We start from the raw sequence: 21,196 nt of genomic DNA, 5'->3' as shown, positions 1-21,196 counted from the left end.
ATTTCAACTAATTTTTTTATTGTTTATCTCCCAAGTGCCTGTACCGAAATAATCGTATTCAAGCGTAATTTTTTCTTTAGGATAATCTATTATCATCGTACCAAATGTATTACTTCGTTTATTAGTGAAATACGAAGCTTTTCCTTTCATAGTAACAGTTGCATCTTCAACTTCCATTTCGACAGGATTGCAGTTCCAAGTACCAACTAACTTAGAGCTATACATCTGATCAATACTCGCGAGATCGTTCATTTTACTACTTTGAGCAATACTAGAACTGTATGGAACGAACATGACACTAAGCGAAACAAGAGCGGTGAATAATACTTTCTTCATTAACTTTCCAAAAATATAAATAAGATTACAATCTTATGTGTAAGTTTAACAACTGTTTTGTTTCTATATTATGGCTGTTAATTTTAAGAGTTTCAAACCAATGATCAATATTTATCTTTCAACCCTGAAAAATCACGATAAGCTCAGCCTATAAGGGTTTTTCTATATGAATCCACTACCCTATTAGACTAGACACAAAAAAGCCCTGCTATCTTTCGATAACAGAGCTTTTAATAGTCAAATAGATTTTATGACAAAATCATACTTCTAGCGAAAAGCGATTTATGAGTTGACTAAAGCCGTACGACTAGGCAACCAAGTGAAGATTGTACTGATAGTACATCGAGCGAGGTTAACAACATCGTACAAATTTAGTCGAGGCATAAATTACATCATGCCGCCCATTCCACCCATACCGCCCATTCCAGCACCGCCGCCCATAGCAGCCATACCGTCATCACCTTGCGGTAAATCAGTGATCATAACTTCAGTCGTTAGCATTAGGCCTGCAACAGATGCAGCGTTTTCTAGTGCTGAACGAGCAACCTTAGCTGGATCAAGGATACCCATCTCTAGCATATCACCATATTCGCCAGTCGCTGCGTTGTAACCGTAGTTACCACTGCCACTCTTCACTTCGTTGACCACAACTGAAGCTTCTTCGCCAGCGTTGGTTACGATTTGACGTAGTGGTGCTTCCATCGCGCGACGTAGGATGTTCATACCAGCGTTTTGATCATCGTTGTCACCGCGTAGTTCAGACAATGCATTCATCGCACGAACTAAGGCAACACCGCCGCCAGGTACAACGCCTTCTTCAACCGCTGCACGAGTTGCATGTAGCGCATCGTCAACACGGTCTTTCTTCTCTTTCATTTCAGTTTCGGTTGCTGCGCCGACTTTGATCACTGCTACGCCGCCTGCTAGTTTAGCAACACGCTCTTGTAGCTTTTCTTTGTCATAGTCAGAAGTAGACTCTTCGATTTGACGGTTGATAGACTCAACACGGTTTTCGATGTCAGCTTTGTTACCAGCGCCATCAACGATAACGGTGTTTTCTTTACCGACAGTCACTTTCTTAGCAGTACCAAGTTGCTCTAGAGTAGCAGTCTCTAAGCTTAGGCCAATCTCTTCAGAGATTACAGTACCGCCAGTTAGCGTTGCGATGTCTTCTAGCATTGCTTTACGACGATCGCCGAAACCTGGTGCTTTAACGGCACAAGTTTTCAAGCCACCACGCATGTTGTTCACAACTAGTGTTGCTAGCGCTTCGTTTTCTACATCTTCAGCGATGATTAGCAACGGCTTGCTCTGCTGCATTACTTGCTCAAGTAATGGCACGATCTCACGGATGTTGCTGATTTTTTTTGTCAACTAGCAAGATATATGGGTTTTCAAATTCAGCAGTTAGGCTGTCTTGCTTGTTAGCGAAGTATGGGCTGATATAACCACGGTCAAACTGCATACCTTCTACAACTTCTAGGGTATCTTCGAAGCTTGAACCTTCTTCAACAGTGATAACGCCTTGCTTGCCTACTTTTTCCATCGCTTGCGAGATCAGCTCACCGATTTTGGTGTCTGAGTTTGCAGAGATAGAACCAACTTGAGCGATTGCTTTGTGATCGTCAGCTGGCGTTGATAGTTTATGAATTTCTTTAACCGCTTCACGTACCGCTTTGTCGATACCGCGCTTAAGATCCATTGGATTCATGCCAGCAGCAACTGACTTCATACCTTCTTGTAGGATTGACTGAGCCAATACAGTCGCAGTGGTTGTACCATCACCAGCGACATCATTAGTGCGACTAGCGACTTCACGTACCAGCTGTGCACCCATGTTTTCAAATTTGTTTTCTAGCTCGATTTCTTTGGCAACGGATACACCATCTTTAGTGATGGTAGGTGCGCCAAATGATTTGTCGATAACAACGTTACGACCTTTAGGGCCTAGTGTTACACGTACTGCGTTTGCTAGAACGTTTACGCCGTCCATCATTTGTTTACGGGCATCAATGCCGAATTTTACGTCTTTTGCCATGTTAAATTACTCCACTATTATAAGTATGAGAATACAATTGATTGATTTGATAGTTGCTTATCAAAAGCGATTATTAGAAACTGCTATCAAAATGTGCTGAGTATAAAATAATACTCAAAAGGACTAGCCTTCTAGCACACCCAATACATCAGACTCTTTCATAATCAATAGTTCTTCACCGTCAACCTTTACGGTTTGACCAGCATATTGACCGAACAAAACTTTGTCGCCAGCTTTTACATCTAACGCACGAGTTTCACCGTTGTCACGAACTTGACCATTACCAACTGCAAGCACTTCACCTTGTGAAGGTTTCTCTTGTGCTGAACCAGGAAGCAAGATACCACCAGCTGTCTTTGTTTCTTCTTCTATGCGGCGGACGACAATACGGTCATGTAAAGGACGAATGTTCATCGATATGACTCCAAAAGTTGGTTAATAAAATTAAGGGTTTATTTGAATTAATGGTCTCAATACCAGTATCTATAGGGAACACTGCCAAAAACAACGCTTTATAGATAAGCCTTGAGCTTGTAACAAAAAGTGGGGGCAAGGTGAGTTCGGTTCAAGTGTAAAGCCCAAAAATTTACAAGATTATTTTGCAAAAACTTATCAATCAACGTTTCATATAAATGAATGAGGTTTAGTAAAGCCGATATGCTATTCAAATAAGGAACAAGAAGTAGGAATATTTAGAAATATTAGCGAGCTGAATTTATATTTTGACCAATGCCAAATGAACTATAGAAACATTTGCTACAAGCTCTACACGAAGCGGTATGACACCACGCTTGAAAATGTAACAGCGTATGACCATTATAGGTCTGGTAAACATAATAAGAACGAACGATAAAAGTTGCTATATCGGCAATAAATTACTGAAGGGGTATCTATGAGTTTTTCATCAATGCACAAAAAGTCATCAAGCGACAATGTTGATAATGCTAATAACGCAAAACGCAGTCCATCTAAATTTTTATCTGCCTTGGTAACAGGCATCAGTATCTCTACCGTTGGAGCTTTGAGTATGACCGCACCTACCCTTGCCAGCGCAAAAACCGTCCAACCATCAACTGCCGATTATAGTTTTACTGTTGAGGACAAATACAAAGGCACAGCAACTCGTACGCTAAGCAAATCTGGTAATACGTGGAAATATAACGTTAAGGCTCGCGTCGCTGGTGTGGCGAGTGCTTCGCAAAACAGTACTTTTACGATTAATGGTAACAATGTCAATCCGACGCAGGCAAGCACTACGTACAAACTACTTGGCATGGGTCGCACACACAAACTAGACTTTAACCCAAGCAGCAAAAAAAAGTTACTAGTAACTATAAAGGCAAGTCGACGACTATGAATATGTCGCAACAAGCCTTTGATGACTTGAGCCTTGAGGTACAGATTCGTCAGGATTTATTAAACGGTAAATTCTCTGGTAACTACTACATGGCGAAAAAAAGACAAAATCGAGAAGACGCCATTTAAAAAATCAGGCAGTACTAAGATTACCGTACCAGCGGGTACCTTTGATACGGTACGTGTTGACCGCGTCCACGATGACGATAGCCGTTCTACCAGCTTTTGGTTAGCCCCAAGCTTGGACTATATGCCCGTTAAAGTTAGCCAAATTAACGATGGCAAGAAAATGGATTTAGAATTGACCAAGATTAACTAATCTACTTATCTTGAAAGTTATAAACAAAAAAGCGGTGCTCCAGACGGGGCGCCGCTTTTTTTATGGCTTTAGATTAATGGATATAATTTATTAGGCTTCAGATAACTTCAATTATTGGCGAGGTTTCTTCACAACGTTGTTCATCGAAGGCAAACGTTTAAGCAAAATAAATAGCCAAACATTGATAGCAAGCAATAGTAAGAAATCCGTTAAATACACGGCGATTTCAGCCCAGCTACTGCCATATATACGAGTAAACAGCACCACGCCACTCGCACCCAAATATACCAAGGTAAACATACTGCTTATCAACAATGCATAGGGTGAACGACCGCGCAATATCCATGGCGTCAAAATCAATGCTGGCACTAGCACAATGCCTGCCAAGCAATACCGCCAACAATATCAGGGCTACTAGGATTAAAGATACTAATAAAGATAGGCAATCCGAGCAGTCTATAAACGAGCCAAATTAACCACGTAACCTTTAAGCGCTGTGCAATAGGTGCGATAGGCTTAACCGTTTTAAGAGGCTTTGTATTAGAGCGGGTTGTGGCCATTAGATATTTTGATTTCCTAAATGAATAATATACTGCTGAATATAGATAGTTGGCTCTTTGTTATAACCACTTGGTTATAAGCATTCAACCATAGATTTTGAGACTCAGACGCTTATAGACAGCAGGTTTATAAAAGTTACTTATCGGTTCCAATTAGCCTGTGCTAATGCAGCCGCCGTAATCGCTAAACGGCGACCCTGCGCAATACCTAAATCTCGTTCGTCAGCAGATATTGGCTGATCATGTGATGCTCCGCTGACATGGCTGGCACCATAAGGTGTACCGCCGCGATGAGTACGGTTCAATGCTGGCTCTGCATAGGGCACACCTACGATGACCATACCGTGATGCATCAACGGCAACATCATCGTCAACAATGTCGTTTCTTGGCCGCCATGCATAGAGCCTGTCGCCGTAAACACCGATGCAGGCTTGTTTTGTAGGTTCCCTGCCAGCCATAAGGTCACGGTATTGTCCCAAAAATACTTCATGGGTGCGGCCATATTACCAAAGTGCGTTGGGCTACCAAGCGCAAGACCGCTACAGTCCTTGAGATCGTCCATCGTACAGTACAACTCACCTTCATCAGGTATCGCAGGCTTGCTTGACGTGGTTTCAGGTGCCACTGTCGGTACCGTACGGATACGCGCGGTCATGCCAGCATCCTCAATACCTTGAGCGATAGCATATGCTAATGTCTTAGTCGTACCGTAATTAGAATAATAAAGCACCAGAACATAAGGGTCGGTCTGACTCATTAGCAAAGCTTCCTTATAAAATCGTTAACATACTAGCCACCAAAAATGCGGCGAAATATATGACTAACTGGCATTGTAGAATATGTGCACATTATGCCCGAGTCATTCACTGTCATGCAAATACCTATGATTGATAACCTAACTTATATTGTATCTGATGTGCTACGCGGTGCATTTTGACACAATTAAACCGCAGATGATAACCGTTCATCTTTGTTACACTATTGTCACTCTTACTTTTGCTTAATGGTCGACATGGAAAAATTATCTCAAAAACTCCCGTTTTTACAGCAGCGCTGGTTTCAGTTTTTACGGTTTTTGACTCGGCATTTTTTTGAAGATAATTGCCAGCAAAAGGCGGCTTCGCTGACATACACCACTATGCTGTCGATCGTACCAGTATTAACGGTATTACTGATGATTTTGTCATCTGTACCAGCACTCGCATCGGTTAGAGCTCAGATTTATGACGTCATTTATAGCAATCTATTGCCGCAATCGAGCATGCAAGTTAGTGAGTACATTAATAGCTTTGCCGAAAAGTCATCCAACTTAACCATTATCGGTGCAATGATTTTATTCTTTACGACTATCATGACCTTGACCACTATCGAGCGCGCGTTTAATCAGATTTGGCGAGTAGAAGACCGCTCTGGTGGCATCAAAAGCATGCTGCGTTATTGGACCATTGTTACCCTAGGACCGCTGGTGTTGGGTACCGCTTTTATCGCTTCAAGTACTGTACAGAGTCTGAGCTTTCTTAATCGTCAAATTGCAGGCTACGGTATCGACTGGAGCTTTTGGGTACAAATGGCATCGATTGGTATTACGATGGCGGGCTTTATCGGTATGTACTGGTTTATTCCAAAGGCGCGCGTACCAACAAAGAACGCAGCCATCGCTGGCGTGTTTGTGGCTATTGTCTTTGAATTAATGAAGCATCTGTTTGGTACAGTGATGGCTAACTTTACCAGCTACGAAGCGATTTACGGTGCCTTTGCTGCCTTACCTATCTTTCTACTATGGATTTATCTGTCGTGGAATTTGATTTTATTAGGCGTTGAAATCAGTTATACCTTGACCATTTTTGAGACAGAAGAAGTCTACCCTCGTCACCCGTTACTCAGCTTGCTAGATATGTTGAACTTGGTCTATACCCACCACTTAAAAGGTGAAGCCGTTAGCGAACAAGCGCTGCGCAATGTCTTAGGTCGCAAAGAGCTGCCAAAATGGTATACCTATATCAACTACCTACAAGACAGCAATCTGATTACCATGACAGATGATGATGACTATGTGCTCAAAAGAGACCTGAGTAGGATGACGTTATGGGACTTTTATCGTACCTTGCCCTATCCACTTCCTATCAAGGACGAGTTGGATGAGATGAAATTGGAAGGTCAAAAACCTTGGCTAAGTTTATTGGTAAAACGCTTTGAAAACACCGAAGCATATGCCAAACGGCAACTGCATCTGCCGCTAAATGCTATTTTTGCTAATAGCGAACCGCGTAAACAGTCTACTAGCAAGCATGGCGATGACCGTAAACTATTTAGAAAAACCTCTGCCGCAACTAAAAACGTACAACGACATGAAAATCTAAATAGACATGGTGAGAGTGCTTACAACGGTAATGATCCACATCTAGAAGCATCACCGCACCTAGAGCCTATGGCTTATGACAAAGACAGTGATATTGAATATGACGATCACGACAATGAAGCCATCATACCTTTAGGGACTAGTGAGAGTCATACTGAGACAGATATGACCAGACGTGTGCACAAGAACGCTATTATTACAGAAGCAGATAACCCTAAGGCTCATCACAGTGAATAAAAATGATGGAGACAGTGTCTGGACACGTACGATCAATGCAGGTCAAAACAGGCTTAAACAGTTCACTAAGTTATGGTCGATACAAACGCTGACCGACTTGCCTGATCGCTTAAATAATTTGTGGCAGTGGCTGATTGGCTCTTATTGGTTTATTCCAACCGCTTGTGTCATCGTGGGTATTTTGCTTGCTCCTTTGCTAGTCGCGATTGATCAGCATTTTGATCGTGAAACGGTAAAAGAGATCTCCTTCGCCTTTACTGGTGATGACGAGGCGGCGCGCGCGATTATGACTGCTATCGCTGGTGCGGTACTGGGCGTGGCAGGTACGACGTTTTCGATTACAATCGCCGTCCTGTCAATGGCATCTTCACAGTTTGGTCCAAGACTGCTACGTAACTTTTTGACCGACACTCCAAATCAGTTTGTCCTTGGCGCTTTTATCGGTACATTTAGCTATAGCTTACTGGTATTGAAGTCTATCCATAAGTCTGACGTAGCTTTTGGTGTGCCGCAATTGGCAGTGACCTTTGCTATTATCATGGCGATTATCTGTGCGCTGCTCTTAGTTTATTTTGTACAGCATATGGTGCATGCCATTCAAGCGTCACACGTCATTCAAAATGCTAGCAACGATGCAATTGCAAACATTTACTATTGGTATAACGATCGATGTGATATTCAACATCAACGCGATGCTGAGCACCATGATATCGAGCAGTTCCAGAACTGGCCTGCTATGCCAATTTATTCACCAAATTCAGGTTATCTACAGCAGATTTATCTTGAGTCACTGATTGCGCTGTCACAAGATTATGGTGGCGTGGTACAAATGCATGTCAACCTCGGTAATTACGTCACTGACAAAAACGTCATTGGTTACTTTTATCAGCGGCCTGCATCTCATCCAAATAACCAACAGAAGACAGCAACACCGCATCTGGCAGTGATACCGAGAGCCCTGATGGACTGTTTTGGCAACGTCTTGCAGGTTGCCTACGACTTGAGCAACGATTAGCGCACTCTAACGACATTGCCTATAGCTTAGGTCAGATGACAGAGATTGCTGTACGGGCATTATCCCCTGGTATCAACGATCCAAAGACTGCGGTCAATTGCGTCCAGTCTCTAACCAGCTGTCTAAGCATTATGATGCGTCGTCAGCCACCGAGCCCTTATCATTTTCACATACCGCAGTCAGATACTAACGATAGCTCTGAAACCACTATCAAACAGAAGCGACTGGCCATATTGGCACTAGTCACTCATATCCCAAAGATTTCTGATTTTATCAATGTATCACTTGGTGAGATACGTCGTTATGCAGCTGCTGACCTAATGGTCTTAAAAGCATTATGTCAGGCAATGGTCAATCTGAACTATGCACGGGTAAACAGTGCACAGCAGCAAACGCTATTACATGAATTGCATCTAATTCAGCGAGCTGGTGAAGAGAATTTAAATTACCAAGAGCTGGTCGATGATTTGGTCGCTATGTGCGAACAAGCCAAGCAATTCATCCTTGATAACGATGCGCAGCACAAGCATTTTAATTATGTCAGTGAGTTTGAAGCTAATATTCGTCAAGCGTTACAGACACAGTCTAGTTAATGATATGACCAGTTAACTGTTTAAATAGATGGCAATATTAGCCTTTATAAACACATTACTTATAATCACAATACCTATAGCTAGCAACACTTATAACGTCCCTATAAGCCCTGCGCTTTAGATACTTTTTATATTCATATGAGACCTACTTTTTATGGCATCTGCAACCAGCCTCACCATCCTAGAAATCAGCGCCATATTTTTGTCGATTACTGCTTCACTAACTTATATTAACCACCGTTTTATTGGTCTGCCGACCACTATCGGTGTCATGGTCATCTCTATTTTACTGTCAATCGGTGCGATATTTTTGGGCTTTTTAGGGTTTGATCAGCTAATCGATTACGAAGTCAGTTTATTGGAGCAGCTTGATTTTACCGAAGTACTCTTAGACGGTATGCTATCGATGTTGCTATTCGCAGGCGCGTTACACGTCAATATTGGTGACTTAAGACGCTACAAGTTACCTATCGGCATCCTTGCTGGACTTGGTACGATCATATCGGCGATGCTCATTGCGACCGCAATTTACTTTATGCTGCCGCTCTTCGGTTTTGGCCTGCCGTTTCTCTGGTGTCTGTTATTTGGGGCGCTTATCTCCCCTACCGATCCCATTGCTGTGATGGGTATTTTGTCGTCAGCAGGCGCTCCAAAGAGTATCGAGACTGTCATCGCTGGCGAGTCATTGTTCAATGATGGGATCGGCGTAGTCATCTTCGTTTTATTGCTAGGGATTTTATCTAGCGGCGATATTCCTACTGCCAACTATGTCGCACATACATTAGCGGTTGAAGCTGGTGGTGGCGTTGTTTTCGGACTGGTACTTGGTGCGATTTTGTACTACTTGCTCAAAAGCATTGATAGCTATCAAGAAGAGGTGCTATTGACATTAGCAGGTGTCATTGGTGGCTACGCGCTGGCCAGTCATTGGCATTTATCAGGCCACTCGCCATGGTCATGATGGGTCTAATGGTTGGTAATCGTGGTCGCGAGCTAGCATGAGTGATAAGACACGGCACTATATTGATTTGTTCTGGGAATTGATTGATGAGATTTTAAATGCCATTTTGTTTGTGCTCATCGGTCTAGAAGTGGTGATGATTGCTTATTCAGGCAATTTATTTATTGCTAGTGGTTTGACGATTTTGATTGCGCTGATTGCTCGATTTATCGTGGTAGGCATGACGACCAAAACCTTTCACCGTCAGCTTGATTTACCTACGGGCGCGTGGAAGGTCCTGACATGGGGCGGCTTACGCGGTGGTATCTCAGTCGCGCTAGTATTACAGTTACCAATCGGGGCCGAACGAGAGATTCTATTGGCACTCACTTATGCAGTGGTGATATTCTCCATCTTGGTACAAGGTCTAAGCGTCGGTAAAGTCGCTAAAAGCATTCGTACGGATGAAAAAACAGTAGACGTATAGACTAAAAATATAGCAGGCACAAAAATCCAGCATCAGATACTTGTCTTATGCTGGATTTTTTAACTTAAATTTAAACGTTATATCAAGCCCTTTCGTTTCATATTGCGATAAACCACAATAATAATGAGCAGATTAGAAACCAATATCCCAAGCTTAAACCAGTCAAATGGGCTAACGATCAGATAGTATATTTCTATAGGAATAAATACCCCGTAGCCTAATACCCCAAACCAATACGCCCATGTTTTGTCGTGCCATAAACCGTAAGCTTCGAGGAAGCGCAAACTGGCATATGCAAATATCAATAATAAAAACATCGGCCAGTTTTTACTTGCCTGCTGAGCAATACGTACGGCACTGTCTATTTGCGGGGCAAGCATATGGCCGAAGCTGCGCTGCCAAGTAACCGTTGCCGTCGTCAGCCAATGCTCAAGATTGGTATGCCACCACCATAATGCCCCTGCTCCTAGTAACGCACCAACCCCTTTGACTACCTCATAAATGGCCACCGCTTTGATAGACTCGCTCGCCGTACTGAGCGATTTTTCTTGCTGACCATTCATAGTAACCCCTTTATCCTTCAAGGATGGCGGCAGACGGTCATCCTGTTGGGGCAAATTAGCCAAAGAATGTCTCCACAACACGTCCTTGCAACTGCTGATTGAAAAATGGCGTGTTTTTACCACTTGATAGCATAGATTGTGCCGTTACTTGCCACTCAAGGTTAGGATCGACTAATACTGCACCGCCGATAGCTTCATACTGCTCGCTAATACCTGCGATTTTTGCAGGATTCAGGCAGATTTTATCTACTAATTGCGAGAGTGTTAAGACATCGTCATTTACCAGCTGACAAGCCAACGCCATAAACGTATCGAAGTTTGAGATACCGGGCGTACTCTCAGCAAACGGTGCTTTTTTGGCGGTACTATTCAGTGGCTCGTGATGACTACAGATGGCATCGATAGTGCCATCTTTTAATCCGCGGCGGATTGCCTGCTGGTCCGTGTTACTACGCAGTGGTGGTAACACATATGCCTGAGCATTAAAGCCTTCAAGATTGTCATCAGTTAAATACAGCTGATGCATCGCAACATCACACGTAACAGGCAAGCCTTTATCTTTTGCCCAGCGCATGAGCTCAATGGAAGACTTACAGGATAACTGGCTAAAATGAGCAGCGATTCCGGTCTCTTCAACCATCAGTAGCTGCGTAGACAGTGCAACAGTTTCCGCAATCCAAGGAATCCCTTGCAAACCATGATAAGAAGCAATATAGCCTCATGTGCCACACCGTCTCCAGACAGACTTGGCTCATCAGGATAAAAGAATACCTTCATGCCAAAGGTTGCTGCATATTCTAATGTGCGTAGCAATACTAAGTCATTGCGAAAAGGTCTACGCGCATTAGATACTGCGATACAGCCGCCCTTTTTAAGCCCTGCAATGTTAGACGGTCGTTCGCCCTCTAACCCTGTGGTTAATGCACCCAAAATATGCAAGTAAATACCGCCATCACTCAAGGCACGCTCACGTAAACCTTTTAAAAGTGAGCCATTTTCTAAAATAGGATTGGTGTCAGGAGGTGTGACTACATGCAAAAAGCCATTACCACGAGCAGCGCTGCCTTCTGATTTTAGCGTACCATGTTGCTGCTGGCCTGGCTCGCGCAGGCGCGCGCATAGATCTACTAGTGGTGGTAATAACCACATCTCACGGTCAGAATCGAGTGTAGATAGTTTTTCTGTTGTGGTTTGCGGCAATGCATCTTTAAATGCTTTTGGTAAATGGTCAAGAATGGGTGCATCCGTATTAAGCATGGTAGACATAACGTTATTACCGTATCAATAAAATTAAATAAATGAGAATAAGTCGCTCAGCAGCCTATTACTTGCCAGCCGTTTGATGAGCGCGTTGACCTTCCATCGCAAGTGATAAGACTGCCATGCGAATGGCAATGCCGTTATTTACCTGCTTTAGGATAACGGATTGTGCGCCATCAGCCACACTAGAGGCAATCTCAACACCGCGATTCATCGGCCCCGGATGCATCACCAATGCATCAGGCTTAGCGAGAGCTACCCGCTCTGGTGTGATCCCATAATGCTTATAGTATTCACTTGATGATGCCAAGAGCGGCGAACCGATACGCTCATTTTGTATTCTTAATCCCATGATCACATCACAGTCGGTGACACACTCGTCCATGTTTTCATATACTTGTACACCGAAACGCTCAATACCTTTTGGCAGTAGAGTGCGCGGCGCACAAACACGAATGTCTGTCACACCTAGCGTTTGCAATGCACTGATATCAGAGCGTGCCACGCGTGAGTGCTTAATATCACCAACGATTGCGATAGACAGCTCTTCAAATGGGCGCGGCGCTTCACGGTGAATAGTCAACATGTCGAGCATTCCCTGAGTAGGATGCGCATGCCAGCCATCACCACCATTAATGATAGCGATATCAGGCGTCACTTCTGTCGCCATAAAATGCGCGGCACCTGATGCTGAATGGCGTACTACAAAGATATCCGCGGTCATTGCCTGTAAATTCCACAATGTATCGCGCAGACTCTCACCTTTTTTTTGGTACTAGAACGTTCGATATCGATATTGAGTACATTAGCACCCAAGCGTTTTTCTGCCACCTCGAATGTCGTCCGTGTACGCGTCGATGGTTCAAAAAACAAATTCATGACCGTATAGCCGTCTAACTCAGGACGATTGATTAGCTGTCCGTTTTCATCAAAAAAAGTCTCTGCTTTTGCGATAATAGCTTTGAGCTGTGCTTTATTAAGCCCTTCAACACCTAAGAAATGCCTAATACTGCCATCGGTGTTGAGCTGCGGACGACTCAATGAGGTATTGAGCCTTTGATGAATCGTACTGGGATCAAATTTTGCATAATCAGTCGGTGAGACTGGTTGTGTAGCGCTACTATCGATAGGATTTGACATAATGGCGAGTCTTTATTGTGGGTTTATATGAGTCTATAGTAATCACTTATTCATCTTTGTTCGATCATTTATCACTGATAGGCATAGATACAAAGGACATTTTGACGCTTATTTGCTACAATTTACCGTAATCAAATTCGACCGAAAAATAGCCTCAGCAGACAATCAGAAAGCGTGAGTAGACATGCTGTATTCTCATAGAGAATAATTCTGACAAAACTATAAATGAATAACAATAGATATAGTGTAGCCGATTTTGTGGTCGGGACAAAGATGCCGTATTAGCTATTTAAGAATTTACCTATTTCAGGTGTGCGAAACGCCACCCATTTCTTTACTTTGACACCTATCCGTTCTTTTACTTTCCATACCATTTATTAGGAAGCCTTATGACGACCTTAGCAGACTATCTAAACCAACATGCCACTAGCCCTGCACTTAACGACGTGATTACCACTGTCACTGATGTCGGTAAGACGATTTCACAGTTGCTCAGAAAAGGCGCTCTGGCAGATATTTTGGGCGAAGCGGGTAATCAAAACGTCCAAGGCGAAGATCAGAAAAAACTAGACGTACTGGCCAATGACTTATTGCTAGATGCATTGGCAAAAAAATACCCATTGTGCTGGTGTTGCCTCAGAAGAGCTCGATGACGCGACCCCTGCTAATGACGATGGTAGTCTATTAGTTTTGTTTGACCCATTAGATGGCTCATCAAATATCGATATCAATATGGCAGTAGGTACGATTTTTTTCTGTTTTGCCGTATGAGCGTCAAGGTCAAACCAGTGAAAACAGCGACTATCTACAGGCAGGTAACAAACAGTTAGCAGCAGGGTACTTGTTATATGGCACCTCTACGGTACTGGCATTAACCATCGCAGACAAGGTCGTGATGTTTAGCTTAGACCCAGAGACTGAAAACTATGTGCTGATAGAAGACAATGTTCAAATCGATGTCGATACAAGCGAATATGCTATCAATAGCTCAAATTATCGCTACTGGCGTGCACCGATGCAACAGTACATTGATGAACTTATCGCTGGTGAAACAGGCGTACGTGGACGCGATTTTAATACGCGCTGGGTAGCAGCCATGGTTGGTGACGTCCATCGTATCTTATGCCGCGGTGGTCTGTTCACTTATCCGTTTGATACCAAATACGCTCATAAAGCAGGCAAACTACGCTTGATGTATGAAGCCAACCCAATGAGCTTATTGATTGAACGCGCAGGTGGCGGTGCGACTGACGCTGTCAACCGTATCCTAGATATCGAACCGACTGATATTCATCAGCGTGTTCCTGTAGTACTCGGTAGTAAAAACGAAGTCAATTATGTGAAAGACTTACACGTCAATTACTCTGAAAAATAATTGATTAACGCACCTGTTAAGAAAAGTCAGCAGAACGCTAAATTAATAATAGATATTTTGCTGGTTATCTAAACGACTCCTTTACTCTTCTCTAAGCGATCCACTATGGTATTAAATCCCACCGAGCTGATTACCTCAGATAAGAACACAACCGTGAAGCTTGTAAAAGCACTGTTGTCCCAAGCACGCCAGCGTAAAAAGAACGGTCAGACAGTCATAGAAGGCGTCCATTTGATAGATGCTGCGCTGCGTAGTGACTATCCTTTCGTCCAGATACTACTGTCTGAGTCAGCGCGTAGCCACCCTGAAGTTCAGCAGGTATTGACTCGCCTGCCCACTTATACGCCTATTCTTACTTTGTCAGACGCACTTTATGAGAGTATTCGTAGCTTGGGTACTGGCATCGATATCATGGCGATAATCAAAGTACCAACGCCTAGCCTATCGATGATCGATGAGGACTGCTTAATCTTGAACGACGTGCAGGATAGTGGGAATGTTGGTACGCTACTACGCACAGCTGCAGCCGTTGGTATCCGCAATATCTTATGTACCAGTGCGACTGCTCAAGCGTGGTCTCCCAAAACGCTACGAGCAGGTATGGGTGCACAGTTTGCCCTGACTATCTATGAGGGCTTGAGTACGCAAGATATTTTAGATCACGTACAAGTGCCGCTTTTGGCGACTAGCTCACATACAGATACTATCATTTACGAGCACGATTTATCTGCGCCTGTGGCATGGATTATGGGTCACGAAGGCCAAGGCGTTAGCGACGATTTGATGCAATGTGCCACGCCTATCGCTTTACCGCAGCCAAATGGTCAAGAGAGCTTAAATGTAGCGATTGCAGGGTCTTTATGTCTGTATGAGACCTTACGCCAAAGACAATACTCTTAGCATGCATTTATAACTGTTATTAAAGCCTAATTTATTAAGCATAAAAAACCACTACCAATTGATAGTGGGTTTTTTATCATCTGTCTACTACTGATATAGTCAAAGAAGTCTAAAACGAATACAAGGCAGCCAACTGCAGATTGTACAAGTAGTACATCTAAGGAGAGTAACGCCGTAGCCGTTTAGTAGTTCTGTGACTATATATTAAACCTTGCTAGTAAGTTCAGGTAGTGCTTCGAATAGATCAGCTTCTAAGAAGTAATCAGCAACGCTAGCAATAGGTGCTTCTGGGTCATTGTTGATAGCAACGATGACTTTAGAATCTTTCATACCAGCCAAATGCTGAATCGCGCCTGAGATACCAGCTGCGATATATAGCTGCGGTGCAACGATTTTACCCGTTTGACCGACCTGCATATCATTTGGTACATAGCCTGCGTCAACAGCGGCACGTGATGCACCAACAGCAGCGCCTAGCTTGTCAGCCAATGGCTCAATGTACTTGGTGAAGTTTTCACCGTTTGCCAATGCACGACCACCAGAAACAACGATACCAGCTGACGTCAATTCTGGACGATCAGACTTAGCCATTTCTTCGTTAACGAAGCTAGCTTTACCAGTTTCTTGTACGTTATCGATAGTTTCAACAGTAGCTGAACCACCTTCGCTTGCCACTGGGTCAAACGCAGTAGTACGTACGGTTAGTACCACTTTGTCTTCTGTCGTTTTCACTGTCGCCGTTGCATTACCTGCGTAGATAGGACGCTCAAACGTTTGCGCATCTACTACACCTGAGATTTCAGACAACATGCTGACGTCAAGTAATGCAGCAACGCGTGGCATAAAGTTTTTACCAGTCGTGGTCGCAGCCGCTAGGATATGGCTGTAATCACCAGCGATATCAGCAACCAATAGTGCCACGTTACCTGCCAATTGATGCTCATAAGCAGCGTTGTCAGCCAATAGTACTTTAGTCACGCCTTCTGCTTTTGCCGCTTCATCAGCAACAGCTTGGCTACCACTACCAGCAACCAATACATGGATATCATCACCCATTTGTTTAGCAGCAGCGATCGTGTTTAAAGTTGCCTTTTTTTAGACTGGCATTGTCATGTTCTGCATATACCAAAATTGCCATGGTTTTAGTCCTTTATATATTCGTATTATCTATTCATGCGGTTGTTTGTGTACAAAGCTATTTGAGCAACTATCATGTAATATGAAATAAAGCAGTCAAACTTATAGCCTTCAAATTCTTAACCTTGTACAGGATATGCCGTAGCGAAGTATCCAATCATTAAAACATTAAATGACTTTTGCTTCGTTTCTTAGCTTATCGACCAACTCATCAACTGACCCTACTGTAATACCAGCTTTACGGTCAGCAGGTGGCACGACTTTAATAATCTCTTGCTTAGATGTCATATCAACACCGAAATCTGCTGGCGTTTTCTCATCAAGTGGCTTTTTCTTCGCTTTCATGATGTTAGGCAATTTAGCATAACGTGGCTCATTCAAACGTAGATCAGTCGTGATGACTGCTGGCAAATCAAGAGCAACAGTTTGTAGGCCACCATCGATTTCACGTGTTACGTTTACTTTGTCGCCTTCAACCTTCACTTCTGAGGCAAACGTACCCTGACCGATACCCATCAATGCTGCTAGCATTTGACCAGTTTGGTTGTTGTCATCATCAATCGCTTGCTTACCTAATAAGATGATGTCAGTGCTTTCAGCTTCAGCGATGCTTTTTAGAATCTTAGCAACTTGTAATGGATATGGTTTTTCGTCACTTACGACTAATACACCACGGTCAGCACCTAGCGCTAGAGCTGCACGAATCTGCTCTTGTGACTCTTTTGGACCGATTGAAGCAACAATGATCTCATCAATGACGCCAGCTTCTTTTAGTCGAACCGCTTCTTCTACTGCGATTTCATCAAAAGGGTTGATTGACATTTTAGTGTTTGATAAGTCAACGCCAGAGTTGTCGGCTTTTACACGAACTTTTACGTTATAATCAATGACACGCTTGACCGCTACTAATGCTTTCATACGTTCCTCGTTTATTAATGTTATGAGTTAAAAATTGTCAGTTAAGAACCAAAGGTTCGTTGTGGTTCAAATTGTCGTTCAAAATACTGCTCAAGGTTATTACTACATCAACAGAATATTGTTAACTAAGAAAGATGAGCCAATATCTAAGAGCATATTAGCATTGTATCTCTTACTAATGAAATCTGCTAAAGCTAAGCCAACCGTTATTATCAGACCTATGTATCTTGCGTCAGCAGGCAGATAAGGTCAAGACAACGCCGTGAATAATGCGTCATAAATTTGTCAACACTCTATAATAAATAGTCTATAAGCACATCATTTCACGATTTTTATTGTTCAGTAACTTAAAATACTTGTACCTTTATAGCATTCTAAGCCTTAGCTTTACTTAATATTTTGTTATTATTTATCTCTTCAAAGTTAACGGATGAGAATAGTTAGGCAAGCTAGACCTGCGAATTACCATTCTTACTAGTACCAAGCAATAATTCGCTATCTCGTATATCGTCAAATAAAGACCAGTCAGGTTCAACGTCATTATTCTTAATGACACTCATATCACCTGTCGTCTCCATAATTACTGCGAACACTTCTGTTTTCGCTTTGATACCATTTTTACGTAGCACTTCCTGCACATCGCTAGTACTAAGATTGGCCTCTTTTAAGTTATCTTCTAAATATTCACCATGAGCCATTAGTATAATAGCTTGATTGTCTATCAAAGCTTTTAACGGTTTTATTTTGCGTCTGATGACTGAGATAACGCCCTGAATCAAGAATAATACTGCAACAGCGAATAACCCTTGAAATAGAGATGGCTTATCTGACAATACTGTCGACGCTAATATACTACCAATACCAACGGTCATTGCAAAATCATGGCTTGATAACTTGGAAAAACTGCGTAAACCCATCAATCGAGTAAACAACATCAGCCCTACATAAAAGCCTATAGCGGATAAAGAAATCCCGAGCACCTGTTGCCAGTCAATTGAAAGCCAATTCTCCCACTTCATAATATAACCTTATCTATTACATCTTTATTAAATTATTGTTCGTTATTACCTGATGATGTTAACCGTCAAAATCAATAGCACTTTACATTAGCAACACTTTGTCATATCAAAAAAATCCCCATAAAAAAAAGCAACCTGATAAGAGGTTGCTTTTTTTAAAGTCGATACAGTATTTTTATTGTTTTAACAAACAAAGTAATCAATGCATATTAATAATCTTATTGTCATTAAGTTTACTGACAAGCAGTTAACTCAACAATAAATGAGATTAGATAGCTTCGATTTGCTCAGCTTGTGGGCCTTTTTTGCCATCACCTAAGATGAAAGACACTTTTTGGCCTTCGGCTAGAGTTTTGAAACCGTTACCTTGGATAGCGCTGTAGTGAGCGAATACGTCTTGTCCGCCGTTGTCTTGAGCGATAAAACCAAAACCTTTAGCTTCATTAAACCACTTTACAGTGCCTTCAACTTTATCTGACATAAATTTTCCTGACTCTTTAACTGTTGGCGAGACTTGTGTCATCACCGATTAATTGATATATACCCTAATATTTTCTGCTAAATGCGGCGGCCAAAAATGCTAAATAATCTTAAAGAAAATTTGGATTTTTTGCCTCAAATATCTTGAGTACAGTCTGATTATAACAGTTTTCCATGGTAGGAACAGTCTAAATTGCTGATTTTTGTAAATAAATACTAACTATTGTTGCAAGCTAACATCGATAGTAATCAGCTCTATATCTTATTGATATAAAATAGTTTTTATTTATAGATGTACTACAACTTCATCAGTAAACCACTAATTAAATAAGTCGACATAGATGATGATAGGTTGGAATATCAATCATTGCAATGACGATGTTGGTAGCCATGCTGAACTCAATACGAGCAAACATAACGCAAAAAAACACCAATGAAAATGACTGACTATAGGCAATATATTTTGATGGAATGACCAAATCTTTAGGAGAGTCAGGGATGCCTTTGCGCTTAAGTAGCTTGGTACCATATATCCAACCAAAGGTCGTGTATATGCCATATGCAGCAGGCACTGTGATAGCTAACGGGGTCAAATCAATAACGTATAAAATCACCACTGATATGAAGAACCATAGCGTATCTAACAATGAACTAACTTTGAAGAACTTAGATTGAGGCAGTTTGCCATCGGTCTGTTTGAGCATCTCCCCTTCTATCCAAATTAAAACTGCTACCACAGCGCTAAGAGTAATATATACGAATTGCGGCGTTAGCCAGTCTGAATAAGATATTTGCACAGCATACAACCTATTATCTATAGAAAGTGAGAATGAAGCATCCGCCCGCTTCGAATATTTAGAAACGGGTAAGAACAATGATAAATGTTGATCGCAAAGGCGCTTTGGCCAATGTTAAGGTGCCTGCTTATATTGGGTAGCAATTAATAGTTTTCAACCGATAACCCCGATTCAAATCAAAGCGCAAAGCGCCTATCAAATACTTTGCATAAAAAAACCCATGCTATCAAGTGATAACACGGGCTACTTCATCTAAATCAGATTTTTATCTGAATAAGACTTTTATCGGTATAAGACTTTTATCGGTATAAAACTTAGTTTTTGTCTTTATCGATGATTTTGTTGCCGCCGATCCATGGCATCATGCCACGTAGCTTGGCACCAGTGATTTCGATTTGATGATCAGCGTTATTACGACGACGCGCAGTCATTGATGGATAGTTGGTTGCGCCTTCAGAGATGAACATCTTCGCGTATTCACCAGACTGGATGCGTTTTAGTGCATTACGCATGGCTTCACGTGACTGCTCGTTGATAACTTCAGGGCCAGTAACATATTCGCCGTATTCAGCGTTGTTACTGATTGAGTAGTTCATGTCAGCGATTCCGCCTTCATACATCAAGTCAACGATAAGCTTTAGCTCATGTAGACATTCGAAATAAGCCATTTCTGGTGCATAGCCCGCTTCTGTTAGTGTCTCAAAGCCCATTTTAACTAGCTCTACTGCACCACCACAAAGTACGGCTTGCTCACCGAATAGATCCGTCTCAGTCTCATCTTTGAACGTTGTTTCGATGATGCCTGAACGACCACCACCTACGCCAGCAGCATACGATAATGCTAACTGTTTGGCTTGACCAGAAGCGTCTTGATAGATAGCGATAAGATCAGGAATACCGCCACCTTTAGCGAACTCTGAACGTACAGTATGACCTGGTGCTTTTGGTGCAACCATGATGACATCAAGATCACCACGTGGGACAACTTGGTTGTAATGGATTGCGAAACCATGAGCGAAAGCTAGTGTAGCGCCTTCTTTAATGTTTGGCTCGATCACATCATTATAAAGCTCTTTTTGGAACTCATCAGGCGTCAAAATCATGATAACGTCAGCAGCTTTTACCGCTTCTTCTACTTCAGCAACTTTTAGACCCGCATTTTCAGCTTTTTTTCCATGAGCTTGAGTTTGCACGTAGACCAACAGTTACATCGACGTCTGAATCTTGTAGGTTAAGCGCGTGTGCATGGCCTTGTGAACCGTAACCGATAATGGCAACTTTTTTTTACCTTGGATAATAGATAGGTCACAATCTTTGTCATAATAAACGTTCATAAATAGAGTCCTTGTTCTCAATCATGGCTTGC

The 21,196-nt window shown here is 42.4% G+C and carries 16 protein-coding genes and 7 pseudogenes; 8 read left to right on the top strand and 15 right to left on the bottom strand.

Annotated elements, in window-relative coordinates; genetic code table 11:
* Positions 1 to 3 precede the first annotated feature (3 nt).
* From TT11_RS15825 to groES, 3 genes and pseudogenes are all read right to left on the bottom strand, one after another.
* Positions 4 to 336, bottom strand: coding sequence for a hypothetical protein (locus tag TT11_RS15825; protein ID WP_261871104.1), 333 nt, complete (start codon positions 334 to 336; stop codon positions 4 to 6).
* Positions 337 to 723: 387 nt separating this feature from the next.
* Positions 724 to 2,374 (bottom strand): annotated as a pseudogene (gene groL, locus TT11_RS15820) (chaperonin GroEL).
* Between the two features lie 123 nt (positions 2,375 to 2,497).
* On the bottom strand, positions 2,498 to 2,788 hold the full coding sequence (gene groES / locus TT11_RS15815) for a co-chaperone GroES (protein WP_057758860.1): 291 nt from the start codon (positions 2,786 to 2,788) through the stop codon (positions 2,498 to 2,500).
* A 478-nt stretch (positions 2,789 to 3,266) separates the two neighbouring features.
* Here groES and TT11_RS15810 point away from each other — a divergent pair.
* Positions 3,267 to 4,049 (top strand): annotated as a pseudogene (locus TT11_RS15810) (DUF3108 domain-containing protein).
* 111 nt (positions 4,050 to 4,160) lie between these two features.
* On the opposite strand, the gene TT11_RS17540 reads toward TT11_RS15810, so the two are convergent.
* The 3 genes from TT11_RS17540 to wrbA form a co-directional block, all read right to left on the bottom strand.
* Positions 4,161 to 4,436: a hypothetical protein gene (locus TT11_RS17540; RefSeq protein WP_370587881.1), complete on the bottom strand. Its 276-nt coding sequence runs from the start codon at positions 4,434 to 4,436 to the stop codon at positions 4,161 to 4,163.
* The gene (locus TT11_RS17535) at positions 4,418 to 4,609 is read right to left on the bottom strand and encodes a hypothetical protein (protein ID WP_370587880.1); all 192 of its coding nucleotides are present in this window, start codon (positions 4,607 to 4,609) and stop codon (positions 4,418 to 4,420) included. Before TT11_RS17535 ends, TT11_RS17540 begins: the two co-directional genes overlap by 19 nt.
* A gap of 140 nt (positions 4,610 to 4,749) precedes the next feature.
* Positions 4,750 to 5,367, bottom strand: a complete 618-nt coding sequence (gene wrbA, locus TT11_RS15800) for an NAD(P)H:quinone oxidoreductase (RefSeq protein WP_261871103.1) — start codon at positions 5,365 to 5,367, stop codon at positions 4,750 to 4,752.
* Between the two features lie 255 nt (positions 5,368 to 5,622).
* On the opposite strand from wrbA, the gene TT11_RS15795 reads away from it, so the two are divergent.
* The 5 genes from TT11_RS15795 (at position 5,623) to TT11_RS15775 (ending at position 10,241) form a co-directional block, all read left to right on the top strand.
* Positions 5,623 to 7,206, top strand: coding sequence for a YihY/virulence factor BrkB family protein (locus TT11_RS15795; RefSeq protein ID WP_238052271.1), 1,584 nt, complete (start codon positions 5,623 to 5,625; stop codon positions 7,204 to 7,206).
* Positions 7,199 to 8,221 (top strand): DUF2254 domain-containing protein, encoded by a 1,023-nt coding sequence (locus TT11_RS15790; protein WP_261871102.1) that lies wholly within the window; start codon positions 7,199 to 7,201, stop codon positions 8,219 to 8,221. The genes TT11_RS15795 and TT11_RS15790 overlap by 8 nt, the downstream gene beginning before the upstream one ends.
* Entirely contained in the window at positions 8,173 to 8,814 is a 642-nt protein-coding gene (locus TT11_RS15785; protein WP_370587882.1) for a DUF2254 family protein, read from the top strand. The genes TT11_RS15790 and TT11_RS15785 overlap by 49 nt, the downstream gene beginning before the upstream one ends.
* Before the next feature lie 154 nt (positions 8,815 to 8,968).
* Positions 8,969 to 9,775 (top strand): sodium:proton antiporter, encoded by an 807-nt coding sequence (locus TT11_RS15780; RefSeq protein WP_261871101.1) that lies wholly within the window; start codon positions 8,969 to 8,971, stop codon positions 9,773 to 9,775.
* Positions 9,776 to 9,812: 37 nt separating this feature from the next.
* The gene (locus TT11_RS15775) at positions 9,813 to 10,241 is read left to right on the top strand and encodes a hypothetical protein (protein ID WP_261871100.1); all 429 of its coding nucleotides are present in this window, start codon (positions 9,813 to 9,815) and stop codon (positions 10,239 to 10,241) included.
* 77 nt (positions 10,242 to 10,318) lie between these two features.
* Here the strand turns inward: TT11_RS15775 and TT11_RS15770 are convergent, their stop codons facing one another.
* The 3 genes and pseudogenes from TT11_RS15770 to TT11_RS15760 form a co-directional block, all read right to left on the bottom strand.
* On the bottom strand, positions 10,319 to 10,804 hold the full coding sequence (locus TT11_RS15770) for a DUF2127 domain-containing protein (protein ID WP_179799561.1): 486 nt from the start codon (positions 10,802 to 10,804) through the stop codon (positions 10,319 to 10,321).
* Between the two features lie 55 nt (positions 10,805 to 10,859).
* A pseudogene (locus tag TT11_RS15765) lies at positions 10,860 to 11,953 on the bottom strand (dihydroorotase).
* 175 nt (positions 11,954 to 12,128) lie between these two features.
* Positions 12,129 to 13,204 (bottom strand): annotated as a pseudogene (locus TT11_RS15760) (aspartate carbamoyltransferase catalytic subunit).
* A 389-nt stretch (positions 13,205 to 13,593) separates the two neighbouring features.
* On the opposite strand from TT11_RS15760, the pseudogene TT11_RS15755 reads away from it, so the two are divergent.
* Together TT11_RS15755 and TT11_RS15750 are read left to right on the top strand one after the other, a co-directional pair.
* A pseudogene (locus TT11_RS15755) lies at positions 13,594 to 14,579 on the top strand (class 1 fructose-bisphosphatase).
* A gap of 105 nt (positions 14,580 to 14,684) precedes the next feature.
* A complete protein-coding gene (locus tag TT11_RS15750; protein ID WP_261871098.1) occupies positions 14,685 to 15,479 on the top strand; it encodes an RNA methyltransferase in 795 nt (264 codons plus the stop codon).
* A 204-nt stretch (positions 15,480 to 15,683) separates the two neighbouring features.
* Here the strand turns inward: TT11_RS15750 and TT11_RS15745 are convergent.
* The 6 genes and pseudogenes from TT11_RS15745 to ilvC form a co-directional block, all read right to left on the bottom strand.
* Positions 15,684 to 16,617 (bottom strand): annotated as a pseudogene (locus TT11_RS15745) (electron transfer flavoprotein subunit alpha/FixB family protein).
* 167 nt (positions 16,618 to 16,784) lie between these two features.
* A complete protein-coding gene (locus tag TT11_RS15740; RefSeq protein WP_057758837.1) occupies positions 16,785 to 17,534 on the bottom strand; it encodes an electron transfer flavoprotein subunit beta/FixA family protein in 750 nt (249 codons plus the stop codon).
* Between the two features lie 449 nt (positions 17,535 to 17,983).
* Positions 17,984 to 18,553: a DUF421 domain-containing protein gene (locus tag TT11_RS15735; RefSeq protein WP_261871097.1), complete on the bottom strand. Its 570-nt coding sequence runs from the start codon at positions 18,551 to 18,553 to the stop codon at positions 17,984 to 17,986.
* 268 nt (positions 18,554 to 18,821) lie between these two features.
* Positions 18,822 to 19,034 carry a cold-shock protein gene (locus TT11_RS15730; RefSeq protein ID WP_057758834.1) on the bottom strand — a complete coding sequence of 71 codons (213 nt, stop codon included), beginning with the start codon at positions 19,032 to 19,034 and terminating at the stop codon, positions 18,822 to 18,824.
* Positions 19,035 to 19,356: 322 nt separating this feature from the next.
* Positions 19,357 to 19,830, bottom strand: coding sequence for a hypothetical protein (locus TT11_RS15725; protein WP_261871096.1), 474 nt, complete (start codon positions 19,828 to 19,830; stop codon positions 19,357 to 19,359).
* A 314-nt stretch (positions 19,831 to 20,144) separates the two neighbouring features.
* Positions 20,145 to 21,164 (bottom strand): annotated as a pseudogene (ilvC, locus tag TT11_RS15720) (ketol-acid reductoisomerase).
* Positions 21,165 to 21,196: the final 32 nt, after the last annotated feature.

This window comes from Psychrobacter sp. JCM 18901 (assembly GCF_000586435.1).
Taxonomy (GTDB): Bacteria; Pseudomonadota; Gammaproteobacteria; order Pseudomonadales; family Moraxellaceae; genus Psychrobacter.
The sequence above is the reverse complement of the archived record's forward strand: the minus strand, read 5'-3'. Positions and strand labels throughout refer to the sequence as shown.